The organism is Amycolatopsis sp. cmx-11-51 (assembly GCF_047608665.1).
Lineage (GTDB): Bacteria > Actinomycetota > Actinomycetes > Mycobacteriales > Pseudonocardiaceae > Amycolatopsis.
This window is the reverse complement of record NZ_JADNQO010000001.1, coordinates 1,009,472-1,033,555: the sequence shown is the minus strand read 5'-3', so window position 1 is coordinate 1,033,555 and position 24,084 is coordinate 1,009,472. Positions and strand designations below refer to the sequence as shown.

At 68.5% G+C, this 24,084-nt stretch carries 25 protein-coding genes and 1 pseudogene; 15 read left to right on the top strand and 11 right to left on the bottom strand.

Annotated elements, in window-relative coordinates:
* Window positions 1-5 precede the first annotated feature (5 nt).
* The 6 genes from ACM6LU_RS05250 (at window position 6) to ACM6LU_RS05225 (ending at window position 5,970) form a co-directional block, all read left to right on the top strand.
* The gene (locus tag ACM6LU_RS05250) at window positions 6-530 is read left to right on the top strand and encodes a hypothetical protein (RefSeq protein ID WP_414936399.1); all 525 of its coding nucleotides are present in this window, start codon (window positions 6-8) and stop codon (window positions 528-530) included.
* A 146-nt stretch (window positions 531-676) separates the two neighbouring features.
* Window positions 677-2,467: a cation acetate symporter gene (locus ACM6LU_RS05245; protein WP_414936398.1), complete on the top strand. Its 1,791-nt coding sequence runs from the start codon at window positions 677-679 to the stop codon at window positions 2,465-2,467.
* 149 nt (window positions 2,468-2,616) lie between these two features.
* Window positions 2,617-2,961 (top strand): DUF485 domain-containing protein, encoded by a 345-nt coding sequence (locus ACM6LU_RS05240; RefSeq protein WP_414936397.1) that lies wholly within the window; start codon window positions 2,617-2,619, stop codon window positions 2,959-2,961.
* On the top strand, window positions 2,958-4,589 hold the full coding sequence (locus ACM6LU_RS05235) for a cation acetate symporter (protein ID WP_414936396.1): 1,632 nt from the start codon (window positions 2,958-2,960) through the stop codon (window positions 4,587-4,589). The genes ACM6LU_RS05240 and ACM6LU_RS05235 overlap by 4 nt, the downstream gene beginning before the upstream one ends.
* Before the next feature lie 47 nt (window positions 4,590-4,636).
* Entirely contained in the window at window positions 4,637-4,987 is a 351-nt protein-coding gene (locus tag ACM6LU_RS05230) for a rhodanese-like domain-containing protein (RefSeq protein ID WP_414936395.1), read from the top strand.
* Window positions 4,988-5,022: 35 nt separating this feature from the next.
* Complete coding sequence (locus ACM6LU_RS05225) at window positions 5,023-5,970, top strand: DUF4328 domain-containing protein (RefSeq protein WP_414936394.1); 948 nt, start codon at window positions 5,023-5,025, stop codon at window positions 5,968-5,970.
* Between the two features lie 101 nt (window positions 5,971-6,071).
* Here the strand turns inward: ACM6LU_RS05225 and ACM6LU_RS05220 are convergent, their stop codons facing one another.
* Window positions 6,072-7,241, bottom strand: a complete 1,170-nt coding sequence (locus ACM6LU_RS05220; protein ID WP_414936393.1) for a cytochrome P450 — start codon at window positions 7,239-7,241, stop codon at window positions 6,072-6,074.
* A 72-nt stretch (window positions 7,242-7,313) separates the two neighbouring features.
* On the bottom strand, window positions 7,314-7,535 hold the full coding sequence (locus ACM6LU_RS05215; protein ID WP_414936392.1) for a hypothetical protein: 222 nt from the start codon (window positions 7,533-7,535) through the stop codon (window positions 7,314-7,316).
* Between the two features lie 467 nt (window positions 7,536-8,002).
* On the opposite strand from ACM6LU_RS05215, the gene ACM6LU_RS05210 reads away from it, so the two are divergent.
* The 4 genes from ACM6LU_RS05210 to ACM6LU_RS05195 all read left to right on the top strand — a co-directional run bounded on the left by ACM6LU_RS05210 (window position 8,003) and on the right by ACM6LU_RS05195 (window position 10,881).
* A complete protein-coding gene (locus ACM6LU_RS05210; RefSeq protein ID WP_414936391.1) occupies window positions 8,003-8,887 on the top strand; it encodes a DUF5926 family protein in 885 nt (294 codons plus the stop codon).
* 86 nt (window positions 8,888-8,973) lie between these two features.
* On the top strand, window positions 8,974-9,327 hold the full coding sequence (locus ACM6LU_RS05205; protein ID WP_414936390.1) for a DUF952 domain-containing protein: 354 nt from the start codon (window positions 8,974-8,976) through the stop codon (window positions 9,325-9,327).
* Window positions 9,328-9,532: 205 nt separating this feature from the next.
* Window positions 9,533-10,045 carry a SigE family RNA polymerase sigma factor gene (locus ACM6LU_RS05200; protein ID WP_414937094.1) on the top strand — a complete coding sequence of 171 codons (513 nt, stop codon included), beginning with the start codon at window positions 9,533-9,535 and terminating at the stop codon, window positions 10,043-10,045.
* Complete coding sequence (locus ACM6LU_RS05195) at window positions 10,042-10,881, top strand: hypothetical protein (protein WP_414936389.1); 840 nt, start codon at window positions 10,042-10,044, stop codon at window positions 10,879-10,881. The genes ACM6LU_RS05200 and ACM6LU_RS05195 overlap by 4 nt, the downstream gene beginning before the upstream one ends.
* Before the next feature lie 82 nt (window positions 10,882-10,963).
* Here the strand turns inward: ACM6LU_RS05195 and ACM6LU_RS05190 are convergent, their stop codons facing one another.
* The 3 genes from ACM6LU_RS05190 to ACM6LU_RS05180 form a co-directional block, all read right to left on the bottom strand.
* Complete coding sequence (locus tag ACM6LU_RS05190) at window positions 10,964-11,515, bottom strand: ferritin (protein ID WP_414936388.1); 552 nt, start codon at window positions 11,513-11,515, stop codon at window positions 10,964-10,966.
* Window positions 11,516-11,672: 157 nt separating this feature from the next.
* Entirely contained in the window at window positions 11,673-12,884 is a 1,212-nt protein-coding gene (locus tag ACM6LU_RS05185) for an arginine deiminase (protein WP_414936387.1), read from the bottom strand.
* A gap of 66 nt (window positions 12,885-12,950) precedes the next feature.
* On the bottom strand, window positions 12,951-13,751 hold the full coding sequence (locus tag ACM6LU_RS05180) for a CPBP family intramembrane glutamic endopeptidase (RefSeq protein WP_414936386.1): 801 nt from the start codon (window positions 13,749-13,751) through the stop codon (window positions 12,951-12,953).
* Between the two features lie 113 nt (window positions 13,752-13,864).
* On the opposite strand from ACM6LU_RS05180, the pseudogene ACM6LU_RS05175 reads away from it, so the two are divergent.
* A pseudogene (locus ACM6LU_RS05175) lies at window positions 13,865-13,999 on the top strand (PPOX class F420-dependent oxidoreductase); the annotation flags it as partial.
* Here the strand turns inward: ACM6LU_RS05175 and ACM6LU_RS05170 are convergent.
* Window positions 13,996-14,787: a DUF2470 domain-containing protein gene (locus ACM6LU_RS05170; protein ID WP_414936385.1), complete on the bottom strand. Its 792-nt coding sequence runs from the start codon at window positions 14,785-14,787 to the stop codon at window positions 13,996-13,998. The pseudogene ACM6LU_RS05175 and the gene ACM6LU_RS05170 sit on opposite strands and share 4 nt — an antisense overlap.
* A 95-nt stretch (window positions 14,788-14,882) precedes the next feature.
* On the opposite strand from ACM6LU_RS05170, the gene ACM6LU_RS05165 reads away from it, so the two are divergent.
* Complete coding sequence (locus ACM6LU_RS05165) at window positions 14,883-15,890, top strand: hypothetical protein (RefSeq protein ID WP_414936384.1); 1,008 nt, start codon at window positions 14,883-14,885, stop codon at window positions 15,888-15,890.
* A gap of 9 nt (window positions 15,891-15,899) precedes the next feature.
* On the opposite strand, the gene ACM6LU_RS05160 is transcribed toward ACM6LU_RS05165, so the two are convergent.
* From ACM6LU_RS05160 to ACM6LU_RS05150, 3 genes are all read right to left on the bottom strand, one after another.
* Complete coding sequence (locus tag ACM6LU_RS05160) at window positions 15,900-16,640, bottom strand: hypothetical protein (RefSeq protein WP_414936383.1); 741 nt, start codon at window positions 16,638-16,640, stop codon at window positions 15,900-15,902.
* Window positions 16,641-16,651: 11 nt separating this feature from the next.
* Window positions 16,652-18,469 (bottom strand): substrate-binding and vWA domain-containing protein, encoded by a 1,818-nt coding sequence (locus ACM6LU_RS05155; RefSeq protein WP_414936382.1) that lies wholly within the window; start codon window positions 18,467-18,469, stop codon window positions 16,652-16,654.
* A 118-nt stretch (window positions 18,470-18,587) separates the two neighbouring features.
* Complete coding sequence (locus ACM6LU_RS05150; protein WP_414936381.1) at window positions 18,588-19,757, bottom strand: homogentisate 1,2-dioxygenase; 1,170 nt, start codon at window positions 19,755-19,757, stop codon at window positions 18,588-18,590.
* Between the two features lie 85 nt (window positions 19,758-19,842).
* Here ACM6LU_RS05150 and ACM6LU_RS05145 point away from each other — a divergent pair, with 85 nt between their 5' ends.
* Both ACM6LU_RS05145 and ACM6LU_RS05140 read left to right on the top strand, forming a co-directional pair.
* Window positions 19,843-20,697: a hypothetical protein gene (locus ACM6LU_RS05145; protein ID WP_414937093.1), complete on the top strand. Its 855-nt coding sequence runs from the start codon at window positions 19,843-19,845 to the stop codon at window positions 20,695-20,697.
* Window positions 20,698-20,920: 223 nt separating this feature from the next.
* A complete protein-coding gene (locus tag ACM6LU_RS05140; protein ID WP_414937092.1) occupies window positions 20,921-21,559 on the top strand; it encodes an IclR family transcriptional regulator in 639 nt (212 codons plus the stop codon).
* Window positions 21,560-21,563: 4 nt separating this feature from the next.
* Here the strand turns inward: ACM6LU_RS05140 and ACM6LU_RS05135 are convergent, their stop codons facing one another.
* Complete coding sequence (locus ACM6LU_RS05135; RefSeq protein ID WP_414936380.1) at window positions 21,564-22,235, bottom strand: DUF998 domain-containing protein; 672 nt, start codon at window positions 22,233-22,235, stop codon at window positions 21,564-21,566.
* A gap of 88 nt (window positions 22,236-22,323) precedes the next feature.
* Window positions 22,324-22,911: a TMEM165/GDT1 family protein gene (locus ACM6LU_RS05130; protein ID WP_414937091.1), complete on the bottom strand. Its 588-nt coding sequence runs from the start codon at window positions 22,909-22,911 to the stop codon at window positions 22,324-22,326.
* 188 nt (window positions 22,912-23,099) lie between these two features.
* On the opposite strand from ACM6LU_RS05130, the gene ACM6LU_RS05125 reads away from it, so the two are divergent.
* Complete coding sequence (locus tag ACM6LU_RS05125; RefSeq protein WP_414936379.1) at window positions 23,100-24,053, top strand: S41 family peptidase; 954 nt, start codon at window positions 23,100-23,102, stop codon at window positions 24,051-24,053.
* Window positions 24,054-24,084: the final 31 nt, after the last annotated feature.

Here is a 24,084-nt window from a genome sequence, read left to right as displayed (position 1 = left end):
GGATCATGACCGACGACTACTACCGCCGCGTCAACGGCGTCCGCGAACCGGACCCGACGCTGGGCAAGGGCAGGCACAAGAAGCCGCCGCAGCCCGAAGGCGCCGTCGTCGAGCCCGTGCCGGGTGCGCCGTCCGGCCCGAAACACGAGCAGGCGAAGCCCGAGCACCACGCGAAACCCAAGCGGCAGCGGGTGATCCTCGCCGATCCGCGGCAGGCCACGAGCACCCTGCGGGCCAGGGTCGAACTCGAAGAGCAGACCAGCTGGGGAAAGCTCCTCGTCCGGGATCTGGTGAAGATCCAGCTGCGGACGGCCTCCCTGCTGGCGCTGCTGGTGATGGGCACGCTGTGTTCACTACCGGTGCTGTTCTACCTGATCCCGTCGTTCGGACGAGTGGTCGTCGTCGGCATCCCGTTGCCCTGGTTGATCCTCGGCGTGGCACCGTTTCCGTTCCTGTTCGTCATCGGGCTCTGGTACAACCGGCTCGCCGAACGCCATGAACGCGACTTCGTCGACATGATCGAGAACTGATCGCGGAGCGGCACGGAGAGGAGGAGCATGATCACGCGCCCTCTTGTGGCCGAAGGCCCCGGAAACGCGGTCGCACATCGAGGTGACGTGTTCACTCAGTGGTGCCCTGGCGGCGCGTTTCCGTCAGCGCGCGATTAGATACCACTGTGCAGCTGAATCCGTGGGCCATCGCCGGCATCGTGCTGGTCGCGGTTCTGACCTTCTACCTGGGGCATCGTTCCTCGAGGTCGGCCGTCAGCACGCACGACTTCCTCGTCGCCCGCCGTACCGTGCGCTCCCGGCGCAACGCCGCCGCGATCTCCGGTGAGTACCTGTCCGCCGCGTCGTTCATGGGCATCGCGGGCATCGTGCTCAAGGACGGCGCCGACGCGCTGTGGTTCCCGATCGGCTTCACCGCCGGATATCTCGCGCTGATGCTGTTCGTCGCCGCGCCGCTGCGGCGGTCCGGCGCGTACACGCTGCCGGACTTCGTCGAGATGCGGCTGGGCTCGACCATGCTGCGCCGGGTTTCGACGGCGTTCGTGGTGTTCATCGGGATCCTCTACATGGCCCCGCAGCTGCAGGGCGCCGGCCTGACGCTGGCGACCATCCTGCCCGTGCCAGCCTGGGCGGGCGCGATCCTGGTGACCTTCGTGGTCGGCTTCAACGTGATCGCGGGCGGGATGCGTGCCATCACCGTCGTCCAGGCCTTCCAGTACTGGCTCAAGCTGTTCGCCATCGCGGTGCCGACGTTCATCCTGTGCATCGTGTTCGTCGGCTCCGGCGGGCCGGGCGGCGCGCGTCCGCTGGGGCAGCCCGCGCCGCCGATGTTCACCGAGAACACCACGATCTCCGTCCAGACCGACGTCACACTGAAGGTCACCTCGGTCACCGTGCTCGAGGCGTACGGCCAGATAGAAGGCGCGCGGGCCAACGGTTTCGCGGTGTGGACGCCGGAAGCCGGGCACAAGGTCACCAAGGGCACGACGCTGAAGTTCACCGCGGGCACCCCGGTCCCGGTGGTCAGTGACGCGCCCGCGTCCAACGGCGACTGGCTGCGGCCGGGCTCGGGCAGTCTCACCGATCTGCTGCAGGTCTATTCGCTGATCCTCGCGACGTTCCTCGGGACCATGGGCCTGCCGCACGTCCTGGTCCGTTTCTACACCAACCCCGACGGCAAGGCCGCGCGCCGCACGACGGTGCACGTCCTGCTGCTGCTCGGGCTGTTCTACCTGTTCCCGACACTGCTGGGCGCGCTTTCGCGGATGTACGTCCCGGAACTGCTGGTGACCGGGAAGACCGACGCGGCCGTCCTGCTGCTGCCGTCCGCGGTCCTCCCCGGACTCTGGGGGCAGATCCTGGGCGCGGTGACCGCGGCGGGCGCGTTCGCCGCGTTCCTCTCCAGTTCGTCGGGACTGCTGGTGAGTGTCGCCGGGGTGGTGTCCACCGACGTGCTGCCCGGCCGTGTCCGCGATTTCCGGGTGGCGACGGCGATCGTGGCGCTGATCCCGTTCGCGCTGGCGGTCCTGCTGCCGTCGGAGGACCTCTCGCTTTCGGTCGGGATGTCGTTCGCGCTGGCCGCGTCCACGTTCAGTCCGCTGCTGCTGCTCGGGGTCTGGTGGCGGAAGCTCAGCTGGCCAGGCGCGCTGGCCGGGATGCTCGTCGGCGGTGGACTGGTGCTGACCGCGCTGGTGGTCAACATCGTCAGCAAGTACACCGGCGGCTGGGCGCCGTGGTTCTCGAACCAGCCCGCGCTGATCACCGTGCCGGCGGCGTTCCTGACCACCTACGTGGTGAGCCGCGCGACCGGGTACGGGCGACCGGACGACGTCCACGGCGTGATGCTGCGGCTGCACGCGCCCGACCCGCTCGGGTTCATGCGCGATCGCGCGGTCGCCCGGTTCGGGCAGGCCGAGGAGAAGACGCGGACCACCGGAAAGGGTCGTCACCGGAAGTAGTTCACCCGGTCGTGTCGCAACGGTCTACGCAGAGTCGTCTCGTTCACTCAAATGGATTGCCCCTCTCGCGCCCCATAAGGGGCATGATCTCCCGTGACGACGAAATCGGCCAGGCGTCACGAGTGTTCGCGGCAGGTGGGAGGTCCGACGTGAGTGGCACCGAGCAAGACCTCGGCCCGGATCCGGAATCCGACTGGGAAAAGGTGCAGGCGAGCCCGGAATTCACCGAGCTGCGACGACGGCTCCGGGTATTCGTCTTCCCGGTCTCCGTGCTGTTCCTGCTCTGGTATCTGCTCTACGTACTCCTCGCCGACTACGCGACCGCGTTCATGGGCACCAAGCTCTTCGGCAACATCACCGTCGGCCTCGTCTTCGGCCTGCTGCAGTTCGTGTCGACCTTCGTGATCACCGGCCTTTATGTCCGGTACGCGAACCGGAAACTCGATCCGCTCGCCGACAAGATCCGGCACGGGGTCGAAGGGACCGAACGGTGAGCACACTGGCCGCGGGCGTCCAAGGCAGCAATCCGGCGCTCAACATCACCATTTTCGCGGTGTTCGTCGCGATCACCCTCGTGATCGTTCTCCGGGCCAGCCGGAATACGAAGACCGCTTCCGACTACTACGCCGCGGGCCGCGCGTTCACCGGCCCGCAGAACGGGATCGCGATCTCGGGCGATTACCTTTCCGCGGCGTCGTTCCTGGGTATCGCCGGCGCCATCGCGATCAACGGCTACGACGGTTTCCTCTACTCCATCGGCTTCCTCGTCGCGTGGCTGGTGGCGTTGCTGCTGGTCGCGGAACTCCTTCGCAACACCGGCAAGTTCACCATGGGCGACGTCCTCGCGTTCCGGATGAAGCAACGCCCGGTCCGCGCGGCGGCCGCGATCTCCACCCTCGCCGTCTCGTTCTTCTACCTGCTGGCGCAGATGGCGGGCGCGGGCGGCCTGGTGAACCTGCTGCTCGGCATCGAGGGGAACCTCGGCCAGGACCTGGTGATCGCCGTCGTCGGCGTGATCATGATCCTGTACGTGCTGATCGGCGGGATGAAGGGCACCACCTGGGTCCAGATCATCAAGGCCGTCCTGCTGATCGCGGGCACGTTCGCGATGACGTTGTGGGTGCTCGGGAAATACGGCTTCAACCTCTCCAACCTGTTCCAAGCCGCCGTCGACAAGGGCGGACAGACCGGGGAAGCTTTGCTCGGCCCGGGTAAGCAGTACGGGAAGACGGGCACGACCAAACTGGACTTCCTGTCGCTGGGCATCGCGCTGGTGCTCGGTACCGCGGGCCTGCCGCACGTGCTGATGCGCTTCTACACCGTGCCGACCGCGAAGGACGCGCGCCGTTCGGTGGTCTGGGCGATCGCACTGATCGGCATCTTCTACCTGTTCACGCTGGTGCTCGGCTACGGCGCGGGCGCGCTCGTCGGCCCGGACGTGATCGCGAAGGCACCGGGGACGACCAACTCCGCGGCGCCGCTGCTGGCGCTCGAACTGGGCGGCCCGGTGCTGCTCGGGTTCATCGCCGCGGTGGCGTTCGCGACGATCCTCGCGGTGGTGGCGGGCCTGACGATCACGGCGTCGGCGTCGTTCGCGCACGACGTCTACGCCAACGTGATCAAGCGGGGCAAGACCGACGCCGACAGCGAAGTCCGCGTCGCGCGGATCACCGCGCTGGTGATCGGGGCGGTCGCGATCGTCGGCGGGATCCTCGCGAAGAACCAGAACGTGGCGTTCCTGGTGGCGCTGGCGTTCGCGGTGGCGGCGTCGGCGAACCTGCCGACGATCCTGTACTCGCTGTTCTGGAAACGGTTCAACACCCAGGGCGCGTTGTGGAGCATCTACGGCGGGCTGAGCGTGTGCGTCGTCCTGATCGTCTTCTCACCCGCGGTCTCCGGTAAGCCCATCGATCCGAAGACGGGCAAGAGTGCCTCGATGATCCAAGGCGTCGACTTCCACTGGTTCCCGCTCGACAACCCCGGCATCGTCTCGATCCCCGTCGCGTTCTTCCTCGGCTGGCTCGGCACCGTGCTGTCCAAAGAACACAACCAGAAGAAGTACGCCGAGATGGAGGTCCGCTCCCTCACCGGCGCCGGGGCGGAAAAGGCGACTCAGCACTGAGATCCGCTTCACGCGCGCGCAACGGGACGGGATGCGAGGATGACAGGGTGGTGAGCCCTGCTGACATCCCGACCGCCGCCGTCCGTGATCTGCCCAAGGACGGCGTCGCGCTGCTCGACGTCCGCGAGGACGACGAGTGGGCCGCCGGGCACGCCCCGGGCGCCAAGCACATCCCGATGGGCGACCTGCCCGCGCGCGTCGGCGAACTCGCCGAGCTGCCCGACGACCAGCCGGTCTACGTGATCTGCCGCAGCGGCGGCCGGTCCGCCCGCGCCGCCGCGTGGCTCAACGCGAGCGGCTGGGACGCGGTGAACGTCGCAGGCGGGATGGGGTCGTGGAAGCAGGAGGGGCGCCCGATGGTCGGCGACCATCCCGGCGTCGAACCCGAAGTGCTGTAACCGTGCAGCCAGGCCACTACCCGCCAAGGACGCCGATGCCGCCGGTGCCGCCCGTGCGTCCCGAGCCGATGCAGCAGCCGCGAGCCCAGTCGGTGCGTCACCGCGTCCGCTGGGTCGCTTCGCCGCCTCCCGGCGCCTGGCCGCCGCGGCGTGAAGCCGTGGCCGAGCGCTACTCCGGTCCGCCGTCGTACCCGGTCCCGCCGCGGTGGGGCTTCCCGAACCTGGCCTGGCGCCGCCCGACCGCGGTCCCCGGCACGGCGTCCGGCGAGGTCACGCCGGGCGAGCGGCTGCGGGTGATCACGCGCAGTCTCCTGCCGGTGCTGTGGACTTTCGCCGCCCTCGCGCTCGCCGCCGCGGCCGCCGAGATCTGGCGCTACGTCCTGCTCGTGCAGAGCCGCGACTCGGCGTTGTCGACGTCCGTCGTCACGGTCTCCGACAGTTTCGTGATCACCACCGGCCTGCTCACGACGATCCTTTCGCTGCTGCCGTCGGGACTCACCGTGTGGTGGCTGCTCGTGGCCCGCTACGCCGCCGCGGACGTCTCCGGCGAGCTGCCGCCGAGGCGGCAGTGGCAGGTGCTGACGTTCGTGCTCGTGCCGGTGGTGAACCTGATCCTGGTGCTGCCGATCGTCGCCGAACTCGAACACGCCGTCCTGCGCCGGACGCGGGAAACGCGGCCGAAGCCGTCGCGGCTCGTGCTGATGTGGTGGGGCGTCTGGGTGCTGAACTGGCTGCTGCTCGTCCTCGTCATCGTCTGGCGGTTCCGTGACGGTGTCCAGGCCATGGCCGACGGCGTCGTGCTGGTCGCGCTGACCGACCTTGCCGCGGCCGGGCTGGCGGTGGTGACGGCCCTGCTCGTGAAGCGTATGTCCGGCCTGCTGTCGCCTGTCGCGGAGAAGCGGCTTCGCCTGTTTCGTGTGCTGAAGGTGGACGGCGCTCCGGACCCGGAACGCCGCGAACGCCCCACCTCTTCCGTGCGCTGACCTCAAGGCGAGTCTGCCGGTGATCATGCAGACATGAGCAGCAAGCAGCGGAGCCAGCAGGCTTGAGCCGGTCGAGAACGAAACCTCGGCCTCGGTTACCCCTAGCCCGTGGCGACCGGGAGCGAGCGCAGGCCGCGGATCACGAACTCCGGCCGTCGCTCGGGCATTTCGGCAAGTTCCAGCCCCGGCAGTTTCGTGGTCAGCGCCGTCAACGCGGCCGCGATCTCCACCCGTGCGAGCGGGGCGCCGACGCAGTAGTGGATGCCCATGCCGAAGCCGAGGTGCGCGTTCGGCGTGCGGCCGATGTCGAGGGTGTCCGGCCGGTCGAACACCTGGGGGTCCCGCGCGGCGGCGCCGAGGAGCGCGCCGATCTTCTCGCCCTCGGCCACCCGGAACCCGGCGATCTCGACGTCGGTGGTCGCCGTCCGCTCGAAGAGCTGGAGCGGCGCGTCGAAGCGGATCAGCTCCTCGACGCACGGGTCCAGGAGATCCGGCGACGACACCAGCCGCTCCCACTGGTCGCGGTGGGTCAGCAGCGCGTTGACGCCGTTCCCGATGACGTTCACCGTCGCCTCGTGCCCGGCCATCAGCAGCAGGACCGCGGTCGCGACCAGTTCGCTTTCGGTGAGTTCGCCGCGGAGAAGGTCACTGATGATGTCGTCGCCAGGAGAGTTCGCGCGCTGCTTCGCCACGTCACGCAGGTACTCGACGAACTCCGCGGACGCGGCTTCGGCGGCGTCGCGCTTCTCCTCGGCGAGGCCGTATTCGTACATCTTCACGATGTGGTTCGACCACGTGACCATCTGCGGCCCGTCCTCGATCGGGACGCCCAGGAGTTCCGCGATGACCGCGACCGGCAGCGGCTGCGCGAGGTGCGCCAGCAGATCGGCCGAGCCGGTTTCGGCGATTTCGGCGGCGAGCCCGCCGACCATGCCGTCCGCGAGTTCGGCGACCATCGGCCGCAGCCGCTGGACGTGCCCGCGTCCGAACGCGCCCGCGATCACCCGCCGCAGCCGGGTGTGGGCAGGCGGCTCGTTCTCCAGCAGCGAGTCGCGGTGCAGCAGGTTGAACGACGCGAACCGCTCCACCGGCAGCGCGTCCTGCCAGATCCGGCCGAGCCCGCGATGCCGCAGGACGGCGGCCGACGCCGCGTGCGACACCGCCACGGCGATGCCGAGGCCGTCGTGCCGGTGAACTTCGCCGCGCTCACGGAGGTCGGCGAAGTACGGATACGGGTTCGCGAGGAAGGCCGGATCGGCGAGGTCGAACACTCGCCGACTGTAACCCGGCCGGGTCATGACAGCGCCGCGCCGGGACCCCACCCCGACGCGGTCGCAGAGCTGTCAGTACAGCCAGTATCCCGGGTAACCGTGATGGTGATGGTAATGGTGAGAATGGTGGTAGTGGCCGAAACAGAGCAGCAGGCAGCGCGCCTGGTCGCTCTTCTCTGCCTGCGGCGCGGCCTGCGGCGTGGCCGAGGCCATGCCCACCGCGGGGCCTGCCACCAACAGTCCGAGTGCCACGGGCAAGGCCGCCAGTGCGGCCCGGCGCTTGGAGTTGCTCATCTGTGATCCCTTCTCCGCAATCCGGCGCCGGTCGGCGCCATGATCAAGTATTCGCCGAGGTGCGGGAAAAGGGCAGACTGATCACCCGCGATTAGACCTACCGGATGGTGACAACTATTTTCAGTCATGTTTCCGTAATACCCGAATGGCCGCTGAAACCGGCCTATCAGGTTGATTCCGGGGAAGCGGGGTGTCACCCGCGATGTTTTCGTTACCGGGCCCACTGAAGACTTCCGCGACAGTCTGGCTCGGAAAGAAATCGACTCATGGGGATCTGGGATATTTCCATGCGTATTCGTAATGCCGTTTTCGCTGATGACACGCCCGAGAAGCCGAAGCAGGTTTCGAAGGTTCCCGAGGCCGTCGTCCGGCCTCGCGCTCCTGATCGCGCGCGGGAAGGGCGGGGGCCTTACGAGCCGCGCGCCCTTCCCGCGATAGCGTTCTGAACCGAGCTTGAGGAGGCTGACGTGGGCAAGGGTTCGCGCAAGAAGGGTCCCAAGACGACCTCGGACCGCAAGCCGAAGGTGCGCGACGTCTTCGTCGGCCAGCCCTTCGAAGGTCTCGCGGCCGAGACCGAACTGATCGCGCTGCGCGAGTTCGTCCCCTCGGCGACGGCGTCGCTCACGCTGGCGGGCTCCGGCGAGAAGGTCACCCTCGGCACGGTGCTGCCGATGGCGGCGGCCGCGTTCGTCCGGTCCGACGGCGAGCGCTACGTCGGGATGCAGGTGCAGACCCGGTCCTCGGACATCAGCCGCGACCTCGGCCGGTCGCTCCAGTGGGCGCTGGAGGCGAAGGAGGGCGACGTCCTGTCCGTGCCGGACACGACGACCCCGCCCACCGCCGACGAGAAGGCTCGCCTGCAGGACCTGCTCGACACGAGCGTCGAACTCGACGCCACGCTCTACAACGACTTCGCCTGGTGGCTGCCCGAAGACGCCGACGCGAGCGGCGACGTCGCGTTGTCCCTCGAGCGCGCGAACGCGGCGATCATGCCGACCGAGCGTCTCGGCGCGGGCGCGTACTGGGTGCTCGCCGGCGAGAAGGCGCACCTGCGCTGGGTCCGCCCCGAACCGGAGAACCTGCTGCTGCAAGCGCTTGCGCGGCTGTCCGCGGCCGGTGAGCTCGGCCTCGGCGAGGGCTCCCGCTACGCCGGTTCGTTCCGCGCGCACGGGCTGCTCGTCCCGGTGTGGGACCTCGACCCCGAGGCCCACGCCCGCGAATGGGCCGACGCGAAGGACCAGCTCGGTGTGCGGCTCGAGGCCGCGCTGAAGTCCCTCGACACCGAGCCGCTCAACGCCGCCGAGCGCCGCTCGCGCGACGGCCTGATCGGCCGCCAGCTCACCATTCGCTGACCCACTCCTCGCGTTTCGTCCTCTGGTTGCGGTAGTTGCACGCGCATCTACCGCAACCAGAGGACGAATTGCGTCAGGATGGGTGCGTGATCCTTCATATCTGCAGTCAGGCCGAGTGGGCCGAAGTGCCCGAAGGCGGCGTCTACACCGCCGCGTCGCTCGACTCCGACGGCTTCATCCACTGCTCGGACCCGGGAACCGCGCACATCCCGGCCAACGCCGTGTTCGCCGGCCGCACCGATCTCGTGCTGCTGGAGATCGACCCGGCGCTCGTCGGCTCGCCCGTGGTCTGGGAGGACGGCGACCCGCCGCATCCGGCCGGTGTCCAGTTCCCCCACGTGTACGGACCGATACCGCGTAACGCCGTCGTGGCCGTGCACGAATTCCCTGATCGGGGGGACGGTTCGTTCAGAATTCCCGAGTCCCTGTCGAGACGTTGAGGCGGGCAACTCCTCATCCGTATGGGCGTCTCTCGAATCGGTTCGCGGCAAGAGACAACCTGTGGGGGCGGTCATGCGTTTCGGGAGAGGTGAGCCAGGCGTAACTGGCCGAGGGACCCCGGGAGGAGGCGATACGGTGACCGCTGCCGCGACGGTCATCTCGGGGACGGACGTCTGGGGGGCCGGCGAGAGCCGAGGGAGTGACGTGCCGGGTGAGCTCACCGACTTCGGCGACTTCGTGCAGGCCAGCCTGCCGGGTCTGCTGAGGTACGGGCACGCCCTCACCGGGAACCCGCACGACGCCGCCGACCTGGTCCAGACCGTGCTGGAGAAGATCGGCGCACGCTGGTCCTACGTCCAGCACAAGACCGGCGACCCGATGGCCTACATCCGCCGTTCGATGGCGAACGCGCACGTCAGCCGGTGGCGCCGGACCAAGCGGGAGAGCCTGGTCGCCGACCTCCCGGACACGCGGCCGTACAGTCCGGTGGATCCGTTCGAGCACGAGCCGCTGTGGCAGGCGTTACGCGCGCTGCCGCCGAGGCAACGCGCGGTGATGGTCCTGCGTTACTACGAGGGGCTGTCCGAAGCGGAGATCGCGGAATCGCTCGGCATCAGCCAGGGCACCGTGAAAAGCCAGGCCAGCAAGGCGATCACGTCCTTGCGCACGAAGCTCGCACTGTTCGAGTCCAAAGGTGAAGGGAGGGAAGCGGGATGAACATGTCCGAGGAGGACGTGCGGCAGAAGCTGCGCGACCTGTTCTCCGACGATCGGCTCGGGGTGCCGTCCACGCTGAATCCCGAGACGATCGTGGCGGGGGCCAAGCGTCGCCGCCGTCGCCGCCGGATGATGCAGACGACGACCGGGATGGCCGCCGCGGTGGTCATGGTGGGCGGCGGACTCACCGTCTTCACGATCCATGACAAGGACAACGGCGCGGTCTTTCCCCCCGATCAGCTCGGCTTGGGGCAGTCCGCGACCAGCCAGGTCCTGCCGGGACCCGCGAGCGAGGTGCCGCCGGTGTCGTCTTCGGCACCGCAGTCGAGCCAGATGGCCCAGCCGCCGCAGTCGACGATCTCCGATGGGCCGGTCAAGCCGCCGAAGAGCACCGCGGCCACGAAACCGCCTTCACCGAACAAGGTGACGACGGGTTCGCTGTTGACCGCGTCCGGCTTCGGCAAGCTCCGGCTGGGCATGAGCGAAGCCGACGCGGAGGCCGCTGTCAGCCCGATCCGGGCAAGAGAGGTTCGCGGCGGCTGCGTCTACGGCTACGCGGAGGGCTTCGGCGTACCGGGCCCGACGTCGGTGTCGCTGACCGAGGCCGACGGCGTGACCGTCATCAACCCGGCAGGCACGGTGCACACTCCGGAAGGGATCGGGGTCGGCTCGACCGAGGCGGACATCCTCGCCGCGTACCCCGGCAGCACCAAGGACGGCGGTACCTACGTCGCGCCCGCCAGCGCGGTGAGCGCGTACCGGATCTTCGTGTCCGACGACGGGTCCGCCGTCAGCATCCTGCTGACCAGCATCAACCAGGACTGCCAGTTCAGCTGAGCCGTCGGCGCAGACGGAAAACCCGGGCTGCTCCAAGGGGGAGAGCCCGGGTTTTCTCTGTGGTGGGAGAGCGGTCAGCGCGTCAGAGCGCCCCGCCCGCGACCGGGGGCATCCCCGAGTCGGCGCCGCCGTCCCCGATGGACTCGCGGTGCAGGTGGTTCTCCACCTCGAACAGGTTGCCGTTCGCGCGTTTGACGATGTTGAGCAGCGTGGACATCTGGGAGATCTCTTCGACCTGCTCCTTGAGGAACCACTGCGTGAACTGCTCGCCGATGTAGTCCTCTTCGGCGCGGGCGGCCTTGGCCAGCTGCTGGATGTCGGTCGCGACGTCCTTCTCCTGCTGCAGCGCGAGCTCGATGACCTCGGTGACGTCGGAGAAGGTGTTGCGCACGTCGCCGGTGCCGGGGATCTCCACATGGTGATCGGTGTCCAGCATGTACTGGATCAGCGCCATCGCGTGGTTGCGTTCCTCGACGGACTGCTTGTAAAAGTGCTTCGCGAGCTGCGGCAGGTCCTCGGCGTCGAACCAGACCGCCAGCGCGATGTACTGCTGGGAGGCGTTGAACTCGTTGTGGATCTGCGCCTGCAGCAGTTCATAGAACTTCGAGCGCGGTTGCTTCTTGAGGAGGGCCATATGTTCGACACTACGTCATGTCCCTCTTTGATTTCCACTTCTATCCGGTGATCTGTCCCCTATAAGGTTACCATTCCCAATGATAGGTCCAGCTCAATTAAGTAAGCCTTCCCTAATCAGTCGTAATCAATGAGGGAAGGCTTACTTGATTGTTGTTTCAGATGCTTTCGCGCCGGATCGGGCACGACATGCAGCGCGGCCCGCCGCGGCCGGAGCCCAGCTCGGAGCCGGTGATGGCCAGTACTTCGATACCGGCCTCCTCCAGTCGTGCGTTGGTTTCCACATTACGTTCATAGCCGACGACGACGCCGGGAGCGAGCGCGAGGGTGTTGTTCCCGTCGTCCCATTGCTCACGTTCCGCGGTGACCGGATCGAGTCCGGTGTCGATGACGCGGAGCCGGTCGATTCCCATTGCTTCGGCGGCCGCGGTGAGGAATGGGGCCGGACCTTCCACCTTCATGGAACCGTCATCGGTCGGCCGCATGGTGAACGCGGTCAGCGAATCACGGGAAAGCGGATACATGACGACAGCGTCGGCCGCGACCATCGTGCAAACCGTGTCCAGGTGCATGGTCGCGCGGGTCTGCTGGATCGGGACGGCGAGCACGGTGTGCGCGATCCCGTCGGCGAACACCGACCGCGCCAGCGACTCCGCGCCGGCCGCGGTGGTCCGCTCGCCGACGCCGATGGCCAGGACACCCGGCGAGAGCAGCATGACGTCGCCGCCCTCGATCGGCGCCGAATGCGCGCCGTACGCGCGGGACGCGTGGCGGAACCACGGGTGGTAGGCGTAGATCAGGTCCAGCACCGCGGTTTCGCGGACGCGGGCTGGCATGGTGAGCGAGGAGACCGCGACCCGGTCGCCGATCCACGCCGACGAGTCCCGCGTGAACAGCAGGTTCGGCAGCGGATCGACGGCGAAGTCGTTCGGGTGGTTCATCAGCCGGACCAGCGACACACCCTCGGAGGCGGGCAGTTCCTCGAAGGTCATCCCGGCCATCAGCGCTTCGGCCAGCACCTCGGGGGAGACACTCGACAGGTGGGAGCGCAGCGAATCGGCCAGGTCGATCCCGAGCCGTCGTTCGTCGACCGCCGCGTGCACGCCCGCCGCGTGGGCGCGGGTGTCGCTGAGCGCCGTGCGCAGCGCGTCGGCCAGCAGCAGCACCTCGACACCGCGGCCGCGCAGTACTTCGGCGAACGCGTCGTGCTCCTCCTGTGCGCGGTCCACCCAGGGGATGGAATCGAACAGGAGCTGGTCGTTGTTGCGAGGCGTGAGCCTTTTGAGCTCGTTGCCGGGCCTGTGCAGCAGCACCGCACGCAGGGGGCCGACTTCGCTGTCAACTCGGGGTGGAGTCGTCTCGTCAATCACCCTGTTCAGAGTATGCGGAGTGAAGCTCCGCCGTTGAGGGCGGCGGCGGGGGCATGGATGGACTGGCTAGGGAAGCCAGGAAACTCGCCCCTTGAGCAGCGCGTATCCGACGAAGGAGACGAAGTCGAGCACGGTGTGCGCGGCGATCAGCGGCCACAGCCGGTTCGTCTTCTGCCACAGCCTGCCGAACACCAGACCCATCACGACATTGCCGACGAAGCCGCCGAAACCCTGATACAGGTGGTATGACCCGCGAAGCACCGACGAGACGACCAGTGAGCTGTTCTCGCGCAGCCCGAGCTGCCGCAGCCTGGTCAGCAGGTACGCGACGACGAGCACCTCTTCGGCGAACGCGTTCCCGAACGCCGACAACGTCAGCGTGATCGGGCGCCACCACGTCTCGCCCAAAGTGGACGGTTGCACCGAGAGGCTGAACCCGAGGCCGTAGGACAGGAAGTACAGCCCCAGTCCCGGAATCCCGATCGCGGCGGCGAGCAGAACGCCGTAGCCGATGTCACGTCCGGGACGGCTCCGATCCAGCCCGATCCGCGCGAGCTTCATCCCGCCGCGCCACAGCAGGTACAGGCCGAGCGCGCCCCAGCCGACCAGTTGGCCGGCACTCAGGAGCTGCTTGAGCATGTCGACGAGGCTCAGCGTCGCCTGGGGGACGTTGAGCTGGGCCTGTTGTTGTGCCAGCGGAACCGGTTGCAGCAGCGAGTCCACAAGGGACAGCAGGCTGCGCAACCCGGACAGGCCGAGGGTGATTCCGAAGACGACGACCAGTTCGATGACGATCGCGCGGCGGCGTGCCGGGTCTTCCACGAATTCCGGCGGCGCCGGGCGTTCGGGACGCAGCCAGCTTCGCATTGCCGCACGCTACCTTGGAGCTGAAGGACGCTTTCACCGCATGGCACGCGGTGAAGGGAACTTTCACCGCGTCGCATGCGGGCATGGTTCCCTTCAGCCGCTGCTGGAGCCCCGCGATCTCGGGCGAGCACCCCGACTGGGACGAGTACCGCGAAGCGATGGTGAAGCAGGGCAAGAGCATCATCCGCGTCACCATCGAGTCGTGGGGCCCGATCGCCAAGGGCGGCTTCCCGGCGCAACTCGCCTAATCCGCCGAAAAGAACGGGCAGCCGACCAGCCTGCGGATCTCGCCGGCGAGTTGCGGCGGCCCGTCGACCGGGCGCGAGAACGCGAGCCGGACGTCGTGGTCGCCGGAGTCGGCCTCGACCCGCAGTCGCAGGCCGTAGCGGTCCAGTCCGAGCGGCCGGATCCATCCGCCGCGCAGTTCGGTCGGCACATGCTTGGCGAGCTGCTGGACGACGTCGGCGTGGTCGGTCTCCAGATGCCGCAGCCAGCCGGCCTCGTAGTCGTGGAAGGGGTCCGGCGGTGCGGCGCTGAACATGTGCGGCCGGAGGGAGTGCGTGCCCTCGGCGTCCGCGAGCACCAGCGACGCCGGGGTCAGCCGCAGCAACGTCAGGCCGTGTCCGACGTCCAGCAACCGCTCGTCCGGCCGGGTTTCGGCGATGGAGACCGCACGGGCGCGGGCCGAGACGTCGGAGAGCGGGCGGAGCCAGCCGGTGATCCACAACAGTCCGCGGATGGGCTCGCGCAGGGCGACCGGCGCCTGGTCGGTCAGCTCGACCATCACCGCGAGCTCGCCCCGCTGCGCCTCGTGTGCGCGTTTCACCAGGGTGTGCTCGTCCGGCAGCAGGATGCTGACGCTGCCGCTCGTGTGCACGTGGTGCAGCTCGGGGACGACGCGGCCGTACTGTCCTGGCTGGTCGCGCTGCTCGGCGGTCGGCATCAGCGTCGCCGGCCCGTTGCGGGTGGCGATCGTCTTCGCGCGCTCCGCGGGGTTCGGCGCCGGCGGGCGGCGAAGGGACGTCGGTGTGGTCACGGCTCACCTCCTAAGTTAGGTGAGCCTAACCTGATTGAAGTGCTGAGCGGAAGTAGGCTCGATCACTTCCCGCCGCACGCGTCTACGTTGACCAGGTGGAAGACCGCAGAATCCAGGTGCTCGAACCACCCGAAGGGATTCCGGTGGCGAACATGCCGATCCTGGTGTCCCTTCTCGACCGCTCGGCCACGACCGCGGGCACGCTGGCGTTCGCCGCCGGGCTGCTCGTCGTACTGGGCGTCTTCCTGCTGGTCATGGGCCGGTTCGGGATCGCCGTACCGCTTTTCCTCCTCGTCTTCATGACGCCGGTTTCGGTCTTCTACGGCCACCTCACGATCGCCGGATCCTTGCCGATGCGGCGCCTCGCCGACCAGCCGTTCCGCCTGGTGAGCGGGCTCGGCGGCGCCGTCGTCGCTGGTTCGCGGGTGAGCGTTCCGCTCGACGGGCAGTGGCTGGTGGTGCGGCTCCCGGCCCCGCTTCGCGCGCAGCTCGCCGCTCAGCGAAGGCTGTGGGTGCTGGGCCGGTTCGTCCTGCTTCCGGGCGTCATCGTGCCCCGGCGCGGCGCGTTCCGGGGCGTCCCGGTGAGGGGTTCGCGGCCGCTGGCCACGGAGCCGGTTTCATCCGGACGGCTTCTCTCGCTGCAACGCCGGTTGCTGGGGCAGTACTACTTCTACGGAGCCGGGGTCACTCTGGTGGCGGCCGCCTTCTCGATCTGGATCGCGGTCGACCTCCCGGATCGCGGCAGCCTCCTCGTGCTGATCGCGCAGGTCTTGGCGGTCCTCTGTGTGCTGGGGTTGCTCGGTCTCGCCATCGCCGCGCTCGTCGTCTCCAGGCCGGTACCCGAACCGCGGTGGACCGAGCTGCCCGTCGTGTCCGGCCCGGCGTCCGTCAACCTCTTCGGCATGGTCACGGTGAAGGGCCGGACCGTCCTGCCCGACGGCAGGCAGATCACCGTGAGCGCGGGCGGCTCGGACCAGTCCCTCGCCGCGAACATCGCCGCGACCGGACGGTTGTGGGTGCTCGGTGTGCCGGTGGCCGGGAAGACCGCGAAGGCCGGAGTGCCCGGTCACGCGGTTTTCGGGCCGGTGAAGTTCGGGCCGTGACGCCGCGGGTCAGCTGAGCGAGCGCCGCGTCGCCTCTTCGGTCTCGACAACGCCTCGCCGGATCCCCTCCAGCTGTTCGCTCAGTTCGCCGATCGTGGTGGTGTCGAGCAGCGAATCGCCGGTGGCTGCCGACAATTCGGCAGCCCTGGCGACCAGGCCGTCGAGTCCGAGCGCGCCGGATCGCAGCTGTGCCAGCAGTTTCCGCTGCGCGCTCGAAAGCCGCGCGTGGACGTCCTCCTGTGCCTGCACGGCTTCTAGCGACTGCGTCAGGTCGCCTCGGATGTCGTCGTCGGCGGTCTTCAGTTCCTTCCGCAGCCGGGCCTTCTCGGCGGCGACGGCGCCCGCGTCCACCCGGGCCAGCGCTTTTCCGGTGGCGGACGTGCGGCCGGCCAGCCGCCGGAGGGTGTCGACGGTTTCCCGCACCACCGGTTCCATGTCGGCCACCCGGTCGGCGAGCGGGCCGGTGCCGAGCGAGTCGGAGATGGACTGGAAACCGTCGGCCGCGGCCTCCGCGCGCCGCAACCAGCCCGCCTCCGGGGAACCCGGCTCGACGTCGGGGAGAGCCCGTTCTCCGGGCTCGGACGCAGGTTTCGCCCGCGTGGCGGCGGCGATCCCGGCGCGGGCGGCGAGCACGGTCACGCCGACGCCCAGCGCGGCGACCGACGGCAGTTGCACCGCCCAGGCCGCACCTGCCGACGTCGCCGCGAGGAGCAGTCCCCACGGTTCGGCTAGTTCACGGACGAAGCGCATATCCGAGGATCTCAGAAATTCGAGATCACGGCGGTGAAGACCTGGTCGATCGAGTCCGGTTTGGACGAGTCGTATCCGACGCCCTGTGTGGTCTCGGCGATCTCCCTGAGCACGCCCAAGTCCGCGTCGGAGCCGTAGGCGATGGTGAACATCCGCACCGCCTCACCGCCACCCTCGGTCCGCAGTTGCCCGACGAGGTTGGGCAGATCGATGCCGCCGGGATCCTCGTTCCGGCCGTCGGTGAGCACGACGACGGCGTTGATCGCGTTCGGATCCAGCCGCTGCTTCATGAACTCGTAGGCCGCGAGCGACGAGTCGTAGAGACCGGTCCCGTTCTGCGGGGTCAATCCGTTCAGCCGCGACGCCAGTTCCTGCCTGCCCGCTTCGCCGCCGATCGGCGCCACCGGCCGGAGTTCGAAGAAGTCCTTGTCACCGTTGAGTTTCGTGGAGAACATCCACAGCCCGACCTGGTCCGCGTCGCTGAACTGCGGCAACGACGCGACGGCCGCCTGTTTCGCGAGGTCCATCTTGTTCTTCCCGGTCCCGCTGACGCCGTCGCCCATCGAGCCGGAGACGTCGACGACCAGCAGCACGTTCGCCTTCTTCCGCAGGTCCTTCCACGACTTCAGCACCTCGGTCAGCACCGGCGGGCTCGGCGGGCGGATCAGGTTGAGCTTCGTGTCGGGCTGGGCACCGTTCTCCGAGATCGTCTGCGAACCGGGTTTCCCGTCGAACGTGCGGAAGCCGATGTCACTGAACTTCTGCTGCGCCTCGGCGCCGCGCAGGTGCGCGAGGAAGTCCGCCGCGACCTGCTTGTGGAGGTCGTCGGCCCAGTTCAGCACGGTGAACGGGTGATCGGAGTTGAGCGTGCCGTCGCTCGGGTAGATCCCGACGAGCGGCACCTTCGGCGGTGCGTGCTGCCCGCGTTTCTCCGGATCGTTGGTGGGATTGCCCTGGTTGTAGCCGACGAGCGAGTTCTCCTCGACCGTCACCGCGGAGATGTACGAAAGCGCCGCGCCGCGGTCGTCGGCCTTCTGCAGGTTCGTGAGGAACGTCAGCGTGTTGTCGCCGTAGTGGACGATGGCCTGCTCGACGTTCTGCACGAACGTCCGCGCCTCCGGCTTCGCGAGCGCGTTCGCGGTCAGGTCCGACGAAGTCCCTGTCGCCGCGTAGTAGGCGCCGATGGTGGCGTTGAGACCGGACGTCGAGATGTTCGGATTCGTCTTGCCGAGCCGGAACTTCCCCCACTCCGGATGGCCGTACTTCGCCCAGCCCTGCGGATCGGTGGCGAGCGCGGCGAGATCCTTCCAGCCGATGCCCTTGCCAGGCCAGCCGAGCGCTTCGGCCATCGGCTTCGGCATGGCGACCACCAGCGGCGCGTTCGCGACCGACTCCGGGTCGCCCTCGGGGACCAGCGCGGGGTGGTCGGTGCCGGTGAGGTTCTGGCGCAGCAGGTTCACCCAGCCGGACGCGGCCGGCGTCCAGACGTCCGGCCGTGGCCCGTCCACCGCCTCGTTCCAGCCGCGGGACAGCGCCTGCATCGCGGTGCCGGAGGACTTCGACTGCACGAGCACGTCGACACAGCGCCCGGCCACCGAGCGGCCGCTGTAGCCCTTGGCGATCTCGGTGACCACCCCTGCCTTCTCCGGTGACGACGACACCTGCAGTTCGACCGCGTCGCCTGTCGTGCACTTCGCTTCCGCGGTCTCGTCGCCGGAATCGCTGGTGAGCGCGCGCAAGCCGATGATCAAGCCGATCGCGACCACCGCCGCGGCCACGAACGCCAGGACCTTGCGGCCGCCTCTGGACTGACCGGGATTCACGACCATGGAGAACCTCCAGCGGTGGGAACACCGATTATCCGGAGGTTTCCCCTCGCCAGGGGCCGCGTTGCCGAACCGTTGCGGCCGTGGCGGTACTTGTCCCGCCACGGCCGCGACGAGGAATTCAGGCGTCGGGGCCGCGTCCGGACCAGGTCCACGCGTAGCCGGGGTCCTCCGAGGCCTCGGCCGCTTCGCCGAGTTCCAGCGGCGCGAAGGTGTCCACCATGACCGCGGTCTCGTCGAAGAACTGGGCGCCGATCGACGCCTCCGCCGCGCCGGGCTGCGGCCCGTGCGTGAAGCCGGATGGGTGCAGCGAAAGCGAGCCGACCTCGATCCCGGAGCCCTTGCGCGCCTCGTAGTTGCCGCGGACGTAGAACATCAGCTCGTCGGAGTCGACGTTCGCGTGGTTGTACGGCACCGGGATCGACTCGGGGTGGTAGTCGACCTTGCGCGGGCAGAACGAGCACACCACGAAGTTCGGGCCCTCGAACGTCTGGTGCACCGGCGGCGGCTGGTGCACGCGGCCGGTGATCGGCTCGAAGTCGTCGATGTTGAACACCCACGGGTACAGGCAGCCGTCCCAGCCGACGACGTCGAACGGGTGGGTCGCGTAGGTGTAGCGCGTCAGGCCCGCACGGTGGCGCACGAGGACCTCGACGTCGGTGCCGTCGACGACCAGCGGTTCGGCCGGGCCGCGGATGTCGCGCTCGCAGTACGGCGAGTGCTCCAGGAACTGGCCCTTCGCCGACAGGTAGCGCTTCGGCGGGCCGATGTGGCCGCGCGCCTCGATGGTCAGCAGCTCGACCTCGTCGTGCGGGAGCACGCGGTAGGTGCACGACGTCGGGATGACGAGGTAGTCGCCGTCCCCGATCTCCAGTGAGCCGTAGATCGTCTCGACGGTCGCGCCGCCGCCGTGGACGTAGAAAAGTTCGTCGCCCGCCGCGTTGCGGTACAGCGGCGAAGGCTTCGTCGCGTTGACGAAGCCGATGGTGACGTCGGCGTTGCCGAACAGGCGCCGCCGGTCGGTGACCGCGTCGGCGTCGCCGAACTCGAGGTCCTGGGTCTTGAAGGCGCGCGGCTTGAGCGGGTGGTTCGGGGTGATCGGGCCGCGCTCGTCCTCGACCGCGACGGCGTCGACGATCGCGGTGGGCAGGCCGCGGTGATAGAGCAGCGCGGAGTCCGCCGAGAAGCCCTCGACACCCATCAGTTCCTCGGCGTACAGGCCCCCGTCGGGCTTGCGGAACGCCGTGTGGCGCTTGTGCGGGATCTCGCCTACCTGCCGGTAGTAAGGCATCGGAATCTCCCCGGAACGTGTCCGTTGTGCGAACGATTTTGTCCTGATGTCGTACGCTACTAGCGTGTCAGTCGTGTCAAGCGCTGTGGAACTCACGCCACCCGGCCCCCGAGGAATCCCTCCCCTGTTCGCGCGGCTCGTCGACGACTCGGCGTTGTTCCCGCCCGGCGAGGCGTCCATGCCCGAAGCGCTGCGTGCGCACTTCGCGTCGAGGTCCGGTGAACACTCCGGCGTCCTCGGCGTGTTCCTGTGCCAGGCGTCGAGGCTGCCCGAGCTCATCACCGAACTGATCAAGATCAAACCCAAGGAACCGCTGCCGCTGTCGCTGATCATCGACACCGGCCTCGGCGGGGTCCCGAAGGCGATCTCGATCGTCGAGTCGCGCAGCGAGATCCTCGCGCTGCGGATGGTGGAGATGCCGGCGCCGTCCGACGTCGACGAGGTCTGGCTGGAGCGCGTCTCCGAGTTCGTGCCCGAGGACGTCATCCGGGTGGTCGAGCCGCGGCGCGGTGTCGGCTGGCTGGACGGTGTGCGGAAGGTGATCGAGCACGGCAGCTGGCCGAAGATCCGCTGCGGCGGCAAGGCGGGCGAGAACTTCCCCAGCGTCGACGAGGTCGCGGACTTCCTCTCGGTGGTCAGCGGCTCGACCGGGGCGTCGTTCAAGGCCACGAACAGCCTGCACCGTGCCGTCCGGCATGACGACGAGACCAGCGGCTTCACCCATCACGGGTTCCTGAACCTCATCGTCGCGTCCGCACGCTCCCTTTCGGGCGGTGACGTGCGGGCCGCGCTCGAGTCGACCGACAGCGCCGCGCTGGCCGCCGAGGCCAAGGGCATGTCGGAGCCGGCCGCGAAGGCCGTTCGCGGACTCTTCGCCTCCTACGCGGCTGCTTCGTTCGACGAGCCGGTCGCCGACCTCGGGGAGCTCGGGCTTTTGTGAATATCGCGCTGTTGTCTATCGCGCTGCCGCTATCGCGCTGCCAGGGCGCTCGTGGGCGTAGAAGGTCGCCTGTGTTTGGAGGGCGCCCTGTCATCGCGATAGCGGGGCCTTCGGCCAAAAGGCGCGACTTCAAGGGATCAAAAGACCCTTGGTCACGTGAGTCTCGGGCGAGTCGGTCGTGGTTGAGTCGGTCGTGGGTGGTTGAGCCTTGGCTGGGTTGGTCTTGACTCGCGAAGGGTCGCTGACTCTGGACAGAGGGCTGGCGCTGCTGCAAGCGGTGGCGGACGCCGGTGGCGAGGCGGCGACCATCTCCGAACTCGCCGCCGCCATCGGCGCGAGCCGGGCAGCCGTCTACCGGCTGCTCGTCCCGCTGTCCGAACGCGGCTTGGTGTGGCGCGACGGGAACAAGGTGCGGCTGGGTGTCGGCCTGCTCCGGCTCGCCGGGCAGGTCCTCCCGCAGTTGCGCGAGGCGGCGAGGCCGATCCTGCGTGAACTCGCGGAGAAGGTCGGCGCGACGGCGCATCTGTCGGTCGCGCAAGGGGACCAGGCGCAGGCAGTCGCGGTCGTCGAACCGACGTGGACGAGCTTCCACGTCGCCTACCGGGTCGGCACGCGCCATCCGCTGTCCGCCGGCGCGGCGGGCAAGGCGATGACGTTGCGCCCCGGCGGCGAAGGCTGGGTGACCTCGTCCGGTGAACTGGAGGCAGGCGCGTCCGGGGTCGCCGCGCCCGTGCGCGGGGTGCCGGGATTGAAGGCGAGCCTCGGCGTCGTGTCGTTGGAGCCGCTGGACGCCTCGATGGTGGGTCCCGCGGTCTTGGGGGCCGCCGTCCGGCTGGCCGAGGTGCTGAAACAGCCCAAGTAGCGCGTCAACGGTCGCTGAGCAGCGGGCGCACCATGGTCGCCAGCAGGGTGAGGTCGACCGCGAACAGCAACCGCTCGAACAGGCCGAGCGTGACCTCCTGATGTGACGGCCCGGTGAACATCGTCCAGACGAAGCCGCCGAGCACGATCACCACGGCGGCAAAACTGGCCATCGAAAGCCGACGGATCGTCGTGCGGCGCGGCTCCCACGGGCAGCGTGCCCGGCCGGGGCGGGTCAGCACCCAGGCGGCGGCCGGAAGCGCGACGAAGGCCGTCAGCGCGGCGTAGTTGTGGATCTGCCCTGCCAGCGAACGGGCCTGGCCCTCGGGATCGACGGGGACGAGCGCGAGGACGAACAGCCCGGCGCACCACACGCCGAGCAGCACGAGAACGGACCCGTAGCCGCTGCGGTGCGCCTTGGCGATGCCGCCGAGCAGGGCGAGCGAACCGAGCCCCAGCGCCAGGCACATCGCGCCGAACAGCGGGGCCGCGGTCGAACCGGGCGAGAGGTAGCCGTAGACGTACTCGGAGAGCGTCTGCCAGATCGGGCTGACCTGGCTGGACAGCCGCAGGTGCAGATCGATCGAGATGGCGATGGCGACGGCCATGCCGAAGATCGCGAGCCTGCCGTGCACGGGGGAGACGGCACGGGCCACGACGATCTTGGGCGAGGTCACGACTGGTTTCTCCAGGCACGTCGGGGCGGGTGTTCACCTTTTCGTTTCCGAAAGGTTACCCGGGGAACCTGTGAAAATCCCGTGCGCCTCAGAAGGCGAGCTGGGCCAGCGCGAACAGCGAGAACCCGGCGAAGACGAAGCCCGCCACGCGCTGGATGAGCTTGGGGCGGATACGGCTCCGGACCTTCGCGCCGATGAAGACGGCGAGACCGGCGACGGCGACCAGAGCGACGAAGGAGCCGACCGCGACAGCGAACGGGTTGCCGAAGCGGGCCGTAAGACTGGCTGTCGCGAGCTGGGAGGCGTCGCCCCACTCGGCGGCGAACAGCACGCCGAACGACGTCAGCGCGGAGCGGAAGAAGGTCGCGGGGCTCGGCCCGGAACGCGACGCGTCCTCTCCGCCGTCCTTGCCGGGGCGGAACCCTTCACGAAGGAGCATGTACGCGCCGATACCGAACATCGTGGCGACGATCGCGGTCACCAACGTCTCCGGCAGCAAAGTGAGCACAGTGCCGAAAGTGGCGGCGATCGCGCATTGCACGGCGAACGCGGCGGTGACCCCGGCGAATACCGGCCATGCGCGGAAGCGAGTGGTGAGAACCAGGGTGGCGACGAGTGTCTTGTCCGGTAGCTCCACGGCCAGTACCAGGCCGAACGCGCTGATGAGCGCCAACATCGAACCAGACATGATGATTCTTCACCCCTTTCACTGCAACGATAAAGGGGCGATTCGGCAAAGGGCAAGCTGATGGCTTTTCCGAATCGGGCGGCCTGCACGGGCGAATTGTCTTTCTTGGCCGGGCGGAAACGAGATTTCGGCAAACCGAATTCTTTTTTCAGTCCCCGCTGGTAGCGTCCGCGATCATGGACGAGAGAGCGCGGATCGATGACGTGTGCCAGCGGCTACGGGACCACTACGTCTTCCCCGATGTCGCCGAGAAGCTGACGGTGTTCTTGCAGGCGAGGCTGGGCGAGGGCGCGTACGCGGGGCTCGACGACAAAGCGTTCGCCGACGCGGTCACCCAGGACCTGCAATCGGTCAGCGGGGACAAACATCTGCGGCTGCGGTTCCACGTCGACCCGCTGCCCGAGGTGGACGGCCAGTCCTTCGATCCCGAGGTGTACCGGCGCGAGGCCGAACTGAACGGCTTCGGCATCGCGTCGGCGCGACGGCTGTCCGGGAACGTCGGCTATCTGGAGACGAAGCTGCTCTACGGGCCGGACATCTCCGGCGAGGCCTTGGCGGCGGCGATGACGCTGCTCGCGACCGCGGACGCGTTGCTGATCGACGTCCGGGAGAACCGGGGTGGCGACCCGATGGCGGTGGCCATGCTGATCAGCTACCTGGTCGACGAGCCCGTGCATTTCAACAGTATCTATTTGCGCGACGGCGACGTGACCAACCAATTCTGGACGCTGCCGTACGTGCCGGGACGCAAGTTCGGCGCGGACAAGCCGGTGTGGGTGCTGACCGGCCCGACGACTTTCTCCGGCGCGGAGGACCTGAGCTACTCGCTCCAGCAGCTGGGGCGGGCGAAGACGGTCGGCGCGGTGACCGGCGGCGGCGCGAATCCGCGTCGGCAGTACAAAGTGGACACCCACGTGGATGTCACCGTCCCGGGTGGACGGGCCGTGAACCCGGTCACGGGGACCAACTGGGAAGGCGTCGGAGTGCGGCCGGACATCCCCGTCGCCGTTGAGGACGCGTTCGACACCGCGTACGCGTTGGCCCTGGAACACGTGCTGACACTGGGGGATTCGGGCGTGCGGCGGCAGCTCGCCGACGAGGCGCGGCTCACGCTCGCCGGCCTCGGTTGAGCCGGGCGCGGGACCTACGTCCCGCCGAGGT